The sequence below is a fragment of the Paracoccus rhizosphaerae genome (assembly GCF_026162645.1).
Classification (GTDB): Bacteria; Pseudomonadota; Alphaproteobacteria; order Rhodobacterales; family Rhodobacteraceae; genus Paracoccus; species Paracoccus rhizosphaerae.
In genome coordinates this window covers 1-6,415 of the sequence record NZ_JAOTBE010000108.1, presented here as the reverse complement: position 1 = coordinate 6,415, position 6,415 = coordinate 1, and the positions used below count along the sequence as shown (strand labels likewise).

Genomic DNA, 6,415 nt, shown 5'->3' with positions numbered 1-6,415 from the left:
GGTCAGCGAGCCGCGCTCACACAGCGCAGCGTTGTAGGCAGACCAGTTCAGGGTGCGGTAGCGAGTAAGCGCGGGCTTGGAAATGCCGTTCAGCTATGTCGCTGGACGTGCAATGTGTATCCCAAAAAGGCTTCATGCAACAACGCCTCGAACGTGGCTCCTTCGGCCCCGTCTTGAGATCCTCGACCGTCTGGCGTTTGCGCCACTTCGCAACCGTCTTGGAGTTAATCCCCAGTTCCCGGCTCAGCGTCGCGAGCGAAGCTTGCGATCATTCGGGCCGACCCTCGGACCGATGGCGGGCCAGCCCTCATTATTGCAGCTCTGACGGCGTGCGTGGTCGTGGCGCTCCCGTGACGAACCTGACCCATAATGCTTCCTTCCATTCCTGAAAAAGGATCGCACCATCAAACCGGGGGATCAAACACGTCGGTCACGACTGCGGCTACCAGAAGAGCCAGTGCCATCAGGCTCTGCGCGCGCCCTGCCACGTGCGGCGAGCCGTGACGTTGATACACAAGTCCGAGGCTACGGGGCAGCAGCCCCTCGCGACCAAGCGCGAAAAAGTAGCGGTTGATCGTGTTGTGAAAGCTGAAAGCCGACGCGAACAGGCTGACGATCAGCAGGAGTTCGATGGCGGTGACCGACCAGCGCCCCAGAACATCGGCAGCAGCGACTAAGAAGAATGTCTCCAGCCCTTCCAGGGCGGCTGCTTGTGCGGTGGCAGGCCCGAAGTACTGCGTGATCGACCAAGTCGAGAAGACGTAGAAGCCGGCGATCAGCGCAACGGCAATGAATGTTGCGCGCGGGATCGTACGTTCCGGACGCTTCGCCCCTTCGGCGAAGATCGCCGTGGCTTCTAATCCCATGAGCGACCCGACAACGGAGACCAGTGCCGCACCAAGTCCCGGCGCAAAAACGTTTTGGGGGCCAAGGAGGTGAAGGTGATCCCGTCCGGCCCGCCCCCTCGTGTCAGGATGCCGATGTCGAGCACGAAAAGAATAGCGATTTCGGCCAACATGCAGATCCCCAGGAGACGGCCCGAGAAGGCGATGTTACGCGCGCCGCAGAGCCAGATCAGCGCAATGATTTCAAGCGTCGGAAGCCACAACGGCGTCTTGACACCCACGCCTGCCAGCGCTCCGGAGACGAAGATGCCGAACAGCGCGTAGACGGCCAGCTGGATCATCTTGTAGGTGAGGAGCGCTACGAGGACTGCGGCAACGCCGGCGGGACGTCCAGTCCCTTGGCAATGTAGGTATAGAAGCCCCCAAACGAGCCCGCCGTCCGGCTCACTGCGGTGAAGCCCACGGAGAAGATCAGGTACAGAAGACCGGCCAGCAAATAGACACCCGGAACCCCTGCCCCGTTGCCGAAGGCGAATGCGGTGGGCGACCCTTCTACGACAGATGCGAGCGGCGCCACGGCGGCAATCACGAAGAAGACGATATGAGTCGTGCCGATAGAGTTTCGTGACAGCGCGGCCGACGTTGCAGCACCTCCGGCGTGTGTTTCTGACATGATGTCCTCCCAGACGGATGAAAGCTTCCGCTGCTTCGTCCCAACCTTTTATTTTATACGAAACGAACAGTAGGTTAGGATCGGCCGCAGCTAATTTGATGCGCCAAGGATTCAATATTTTGCGCCAGAGGACACGATGCGAGGCGGAACGGCTTTGGGAGCCTTCATGATCCGCGCCTCCAGCCTCGGGCCAATCCTGCGGGTGCTGGATCAGCGGGAGCGTCGTGCCGATCGCCTTCTGTCGAGAAACATGCTGACGAGATCTATGGTTTCGGATCCCTATGCGAAGATCCCGCTGTATCGCTACGTGGTATTCCCTGAGGGTGCTGCCGAGTCGTGACAATCCATTCTTGTGCGCGCGTGTGGGCACCGGCTTTCGGGCAGCAGATCTTGGGCCAGTGGGGTTGATCTTTGGCGGGTCTGCAACCCTCCGTCGCGGATTGGAGCGACTAGCCGGAATGCTGAACGCTTGGCAGGACGCCACCATGATCCAGGTGGAGGCCCGCGATGAGCATCTTGTCTGGACCTACAGACTTGAAGTCCCCTCGCTGTGGCCCCGCCGGTAGGAAAGCGAGTATACGCTGGCGGCCACGGTCGCTCTGGCACGCGATGCATTCGGTGCTGCTGGACGACCTGTCGAAGTTCATGTGGAGCATGCCGAACCTGAAGGTAGCTCGAACCTGGACCGGCTCCTCGGTATTCGCGCAAGCTTTGGCCAGACGGCGAACCGCCTGTTCTTTGACTTGGCAACCGCCGAAAAGGTGCAAAGGGTCGAGAATGCCGATCTTCTGACAATCCTTTCGCGTCATGTGGAGGACTTGTCGCATCGAACTAAAGAAGGCGATCTGACTGATCGCGTCCGCAGCCTTGTGCGATTGCATCTTGGTCAGCGGCCCGTGAACCTGACGCTGATTGCAAGTGGACTGAGCCTGTCACCGCGCACCCTGCAACGACATCTCGCTGCGCAAGGCTCTTCGCTTCGGGAACTGGTTATGGAAGCTCGTCTTGAACTGGGCTGTACTCAGCTTCGCAGCGGTCAAGCGTCCAGTTCCGAGATCGCCCGTCGTCTCGGATACGCTGACAGCACCGCGTTCTGGCGCGCATTCAAGAAACGAACGGGAGCGGCACCCTCAAAGCAGCGCCGGCCTTGACCCCAGAGCCGCCGCGGTCTATGCGCCCTGCCATGACGAGCAAGACACAGTCCTTCGCGAAGCGTTATTATCCGCTGCCCTGAGCAGCGGAATGCCTTGTCATGCCACCGCTGCTCACCGCCAGCGGTCGAGCATCGGAAACATCCCGGACCCTGGCGCATCTTCCCAAGGAACACGCCTATGTCCATCCTGCCGCTCCCTTCGGTCCTGATTTTCGGCTTCGGCGCCTTCGGCCGGCTCGTTGCCGAAGCTCTTGCACCTCATCTTCCGATCACAGTTTGTGACCCCGCGGTGGCACCGGATAGCACCGGCTATCCTGTAGTTGGTCCCGAGGCGGCTGGGGATTTCGACATCGTGCTCTTGGCGGTTCCGGTTCCGGCGCTTCGGCTTTGCCTCGAGCAAATCGCCCCTCATCTGCGGGCAGGTCAAGTCGTTGTCGATGTTTGCTCAGTCAAGGAAGGGCCCGCCTCGCTCATGGCCGCCTTGCTACCGGCTGACGTACAGATCTTGGGCACCCATCCCATGTTCGGCCCACAAAGCGCGGCAGCAGGGCTGGCCGGAGCACGGATCGTGCTTTGTCCTTTGCGCGGGCAGCAGTGGCGACGCATCGCAGCCTTTATGCGCCATGTCCTGCAAATGCGGATCGTGATCGCCACGCCGGAGGAGCACGACCGGCATGCAGCTCTGACGCAGGGGCTGACCCATCTTCTTGCGCGCGCTATGGGGGACCTGCAGCCTCACCCGATGATCCGCACCCGCAGCTTCGATCTGATCATGGAGGGGCTGTCCATGGTCCGACACGATGCCCCAGAAGTGTATGAGGCTGTCACTGGCGGAAACCGCCACCTCGTGCCACTGCGTGTGCAGTTGGCACAATTCCTGGCAGGAGGGGCCTGAAGCGCCGGGCTTCAGCCATCGGCACCGGCCAGAAGTCGCGCCAGACCGTTCTCAAAGGCCGCCGCGTCTTTGCCCAGCAGAGCACGAAGCTCATCCTGGAACTTGTCCGCAACAGCAGACAGTCTCCTCATCAAATCCTCGCCCTGCGGCGTCAGTTGCAGGACGATCAGCCGCCGGTCTTCGCCATGGTCAGACTTGGCGACGTAGCCTACCTCCTGCAGCCGGGAAGCCGCACGGCTAACAACTGACTTATCGAGGTGGACACGCTGCGTGATGTCGCGGACGCTGACCGCGCCCGAGTGCCCCAGATGCGCCAGAACGCGCCACTCGGGGATGCTGATTCCGGCCTCGGCGGCATAGCGGGCCGCAAAGCGCCGGCTGATCTCTGCCGCGGCAACGGAAAGCTGGTAGGGCAGGAACTGGTCCAGTTGAAATGACATGGCGATCTCCTTGCCCCAAGATCATCAGAAAACCGTTGCAGCCGCAACAGGACTTGACGCCGTTGCCATTGCAACAGTATACGTTGCAAGCACAACGAATCTGCAGGAGGAGCGCGATGACCACCCACGACCTGCCGCGCGGCATGATCCGCGCCAGCGGAGCCATCGGCACGCACGAAGGCTACATGCCCGGCTTCGGCAACGACTTCGAGACCGAGGCGCTGCCGGGCGCGCTGCCGCAGGGCCAGAACAGCCCGCAGAAGTGCAACTATGGCCTGTATGCCGAACAGCTGTCGGGCACCGCCTTCACCGCGCCGCGCGGCCAGAACGAGCGGACCTGGTGCTATCGCATCCGCCCCTCGGTCCACCACACCGGCCGCTTCAGCCCGATCGAGGTGCCGCACTGGAAGACGGCGCCAAACGTGGTGCCGAACGTGACCAGCCTGGGGCAGTACCGGTGGGACCCGATCCCCATGCCCGAAAGTGATCTGACCTGGATCACCGGCATGCGGACCATGACCACGGCGGGCGATGTCAACATCCAGGTCGGGATGGCAAGCCACGTCTACCTGGTCACCCGGTCGATGGAGGACGAGTATTTCTTCTCGGCCGACAGCGAGTTGCTGGTCGTCCCGCAAGAAGGGCGGCTGCGCTTTGCGACCGAGCTGGGCATCATCGACCTGGAGCCGAAGGAGATCGCCATCATCCCGCGCGGGCTGGTGTATCGGGTCGAGGTGCTGGAAGGCCCGGCCCGGGGCTTCGTCTGCGAGAACTATGGTCAGAAGTTCGACCTGCCCCATCGCGGCCCCATCGGCGCGAACTGCCTGGCCAACCCGCGCGACTTCAAGTGCCCCGTCGCCGCCTTCGAGGACCGCGAGGTGCCAAGCCGCGTCGTCATCAAGTGGTGCGGCCAGTTCCATGAGAGCCATATCGGCCACAGCCCGCTGGACGTCGTGGCCTGGCACGGCAACTACTGCGCCTACAAGTACGACCTGCGCACATACTCGCCGGTCGGCGCGATCCTCTTTGATCACCCGGACCCCTCGATCTTCACGGTGCTGACCGCGCCTTCCGGACAGGAGGGGACGGCGAATATCGACTTCGTCCTCTTCCGCGAGCGCTGGATGGTGGCCGAGCACAGCTTCCGCCCGCCCTGGTACCACAAGAACATCATGTCCGAGCTGATGGGCAACATCTACGGCCAGTATGACGCCAAGCCCCGGGGCTTCGCGCCGGGCGGGATCAGCCTGCACAACTGCATGCTGCCCCACGGCCCCGACCGCGACGCCTTCGAGGGCGCCAGCAACGCCGAGCTTAAGCCCCACAAGCTGGAGAACACCATGTCCTTCATGTTCGAGACGCGCTTTCCCCAGCACCTGACGGAATGGGCCGCGCGCGAGGCGCCGATGCAGCCCGAATATGTCGAGGTCTGGAACCAGCTTCAGAAGAAGTTCGACGGCACGCCCGGAGTGAAATGAGCCGCGAACCAGTGCAGGCCACCTGCACCGGTTCATCCGTTCGCCTGACACGCGGCTATCGGGACAGCGCAGCCCGAACCTCAAAGCCTTCGCTCATCAGGGGATGAGTGGAACACCTGTTTCTCTATCTTCTGGGGGTGCAGCCAAGGGCGGGCTGACGTCGGCGGGCGCTCTGGCGGTACCGGCACTTTTACTTGTGACTGACCCCCGTGACCGCTGCTGCCAAACCTCCTCACGTGTTCATTGTCAGCGGCGCTGTGGATGTCTGGATCTACCGCCGCGATTGATCGCGGCCAAACGTCCCGTCGCTGGCAGACGCGGGGTTGGCGGACGGAGCACTGACCATCGTGCTTCTGCCGTATGTCCAAGTCGCCCTTCTCACCTTGATGATGGGGATGATAGACTGGTTCATCTGTTGCAGGTCATTCTGCGGAGCAATCTGGTAGGTTCGTTCCTCGGAAACGCTTCCTGTTGATCCTTTTAGAGCTTGGCGCCGCAGTCTTTGACGAAAGTGTTCATCGCGTTGCCGCTGCGGCGCCGGACTGGGCCTGCCAGACCTTGCGCAGGTCGGCCTCTACCGCCGGCTGCATGGATTTCGGGAACCTGGACGCTGGCGGTCTAATGACCCTCGCATTGTTGATGGCGCGTGTCCGGGAAGCCCGTTAAGCCAGCAGCTCATGCCAACTCTGTGCGCTCTTGCGCACGCCAACCCAGAAGACGACAAGCGCCTTCTTCCCGTCGGGCGTGGCCCCGAGCATAGCCAGCGTGGATTCGGCCGCGGCTCCGTTTTTGCCTGCAGTTAGACACTATTGGAGTGCGCCCCTCGGGCTGGACAGCTTGAGCTGAAGATTTTGACCGGGGCGCGGTTCTGATAAGGAGAACCGCATGACCAAGAAGCACCGTCGTCACAGCACGTCCAAGAAACGCGAAG

Annotated in this window: 8 protein-coding genes and 2 pseudogenes; 5 read left to right on the top strand and 5 right to left on the bottom strand. The window is 62.0% G+C overall.

Going from position 1 to position 6,415, the window contains the following annotated elements:
- Window positions 1–148: 148 nt before the first annotated feature.
- The 4 genes and pseudogenes from OC184_RS20745 to OC184_RS19140 form a co-directional block, all read right to left on the bottom strand.
- Window positions 149–368 (bottom strand): annotated as a pseudogene (locus OC184_RS20745) (hypothetical protein); the annotation flags it as partial.
- A gap of 36 nt (window positions 369–404) precedes the next feature.
- Window positions 405–866, bottom strand: coding sequence for an APC family permease (locus OC184_RS19150; RefSeq protein WP_265508749.1), 462 nt, complete (start codon window positions 864–866; stop codon window positions 405–407).
- A complete protein-coding gene (locus OC184_RS19145; protein WP_265508747.1) occupies window positions 857–1,186 on the bottom strand; it encodes a hypothetical protein in 330 nt (109 codons plus the stop codon). The genes OC184_RS19150 and OC184_RS19145 overlap by 10 nt, the downstream gene beginning before the upstream one ends.
- 17 nt (window positions 1,187–1,203) lie before the next feature.
- On the bottom strand, window positions 1,204–1,518 hold the full coding sequence (locus OC184_RS19140) for a hypothetical protein (protein WP_265508746.1): 315 nt from the start codon (window positions 1,516–1,518) through the stop codon (window positions 1,204–1,206).
- A 166-nt stretch (window positions 1,519–1,684) separates the two neighbouring features.
- On the opposite strand from OC184_RS19140, the gene OC184_RS19135 reads away from it, so the two are divergent.
- The 4 genes and pseudogenes from OC184_RS19135 (at window position 1,685) to OC184_RS19120 (ending at window position 3,566) form a co-directional block, all read left to right on the top strand.
- Window positions 1,685–1,858 (top strand): hypothetical protein, encoded by a 174-nt coding sequence (locus OC184_RS19135; RefSeq protein ID WP_265508752.1) that lies wholly within the window; start codon window positions 1,685–1,687, stop codon window positions 1,856–1,858.
- Window positions 1,800–2,261: pseudogene (locus OC184_RS19130) on the top strand (AraC family transcriptional regulator ligand-binding domain-containing protein); the annotation flags it as partial. The gene OC184_RS19135 and the pseudogene OC184_RS19130, both read left to right, overlap by 59 nt.
- A gap of 18 nt (window positions 2,262–2,279) precedes the next feature.
- Window positions 2,280–2,669 carry a helix-turn-helix transcriptional regulator gene (locus OC184_RS19125; protein WP_322630232.1) on the top strand — a complete coding sequence of 130 codons (390 nt, stop codon included), beginning with the start codon at window positions 2,280–2,282 and terminating at the stop codon, window positions 2,667–2,669.
- Window positions 2,670–2,849: 180 nt separating this feature from the next.
- On the top strand, window positions 2,850–3,566 hold the full coding sequence (locus tag OC184_RS19120; RefSeq protein WP_265508745.1) for a prephenate dehydrogenase: 717 nt from the start codon (window positions 2,850–2,852) through the stop codon (window positions 3,564–3,566).
- Between the two features lie 11 nt (window positions 3,567–3,577).
- On the opposite strand, the gene OC184_RS19115 is transcribed toward OC184_RS19120, so the two are convergent.
- A complete protein-coding gene (locus tag OC184_RS19115) occupies window positions 3,578–4,006 on the bottom strand; it encodes a MarR family winged helix-turn-helix transcriptional regulator (protein WP_265508744.1) in 429 nt (142 codons plus the stop codon).
- Between the two features lie 116 nt (window positions 4,007–4,122).
- On the opposite strand from OC184_RS19115, the gene hmgA reads away from it, so the two are divergent.
- Window positions 4,123–5,484 (top strand): homogentisate 1,2-dioxygenase, encoded by a 1,362-nt coding sequence (hmgA, locus tag OC184_RS19110; RefSeq protein WP_265508742.1) that lies wholly within the window; start codon window positions 4,123–4,125, stop codon window positions 5,482–5,484.
- The last annotated feature ends 931 nt before the right edge of the window (window positions 5,485–6,415 follow it).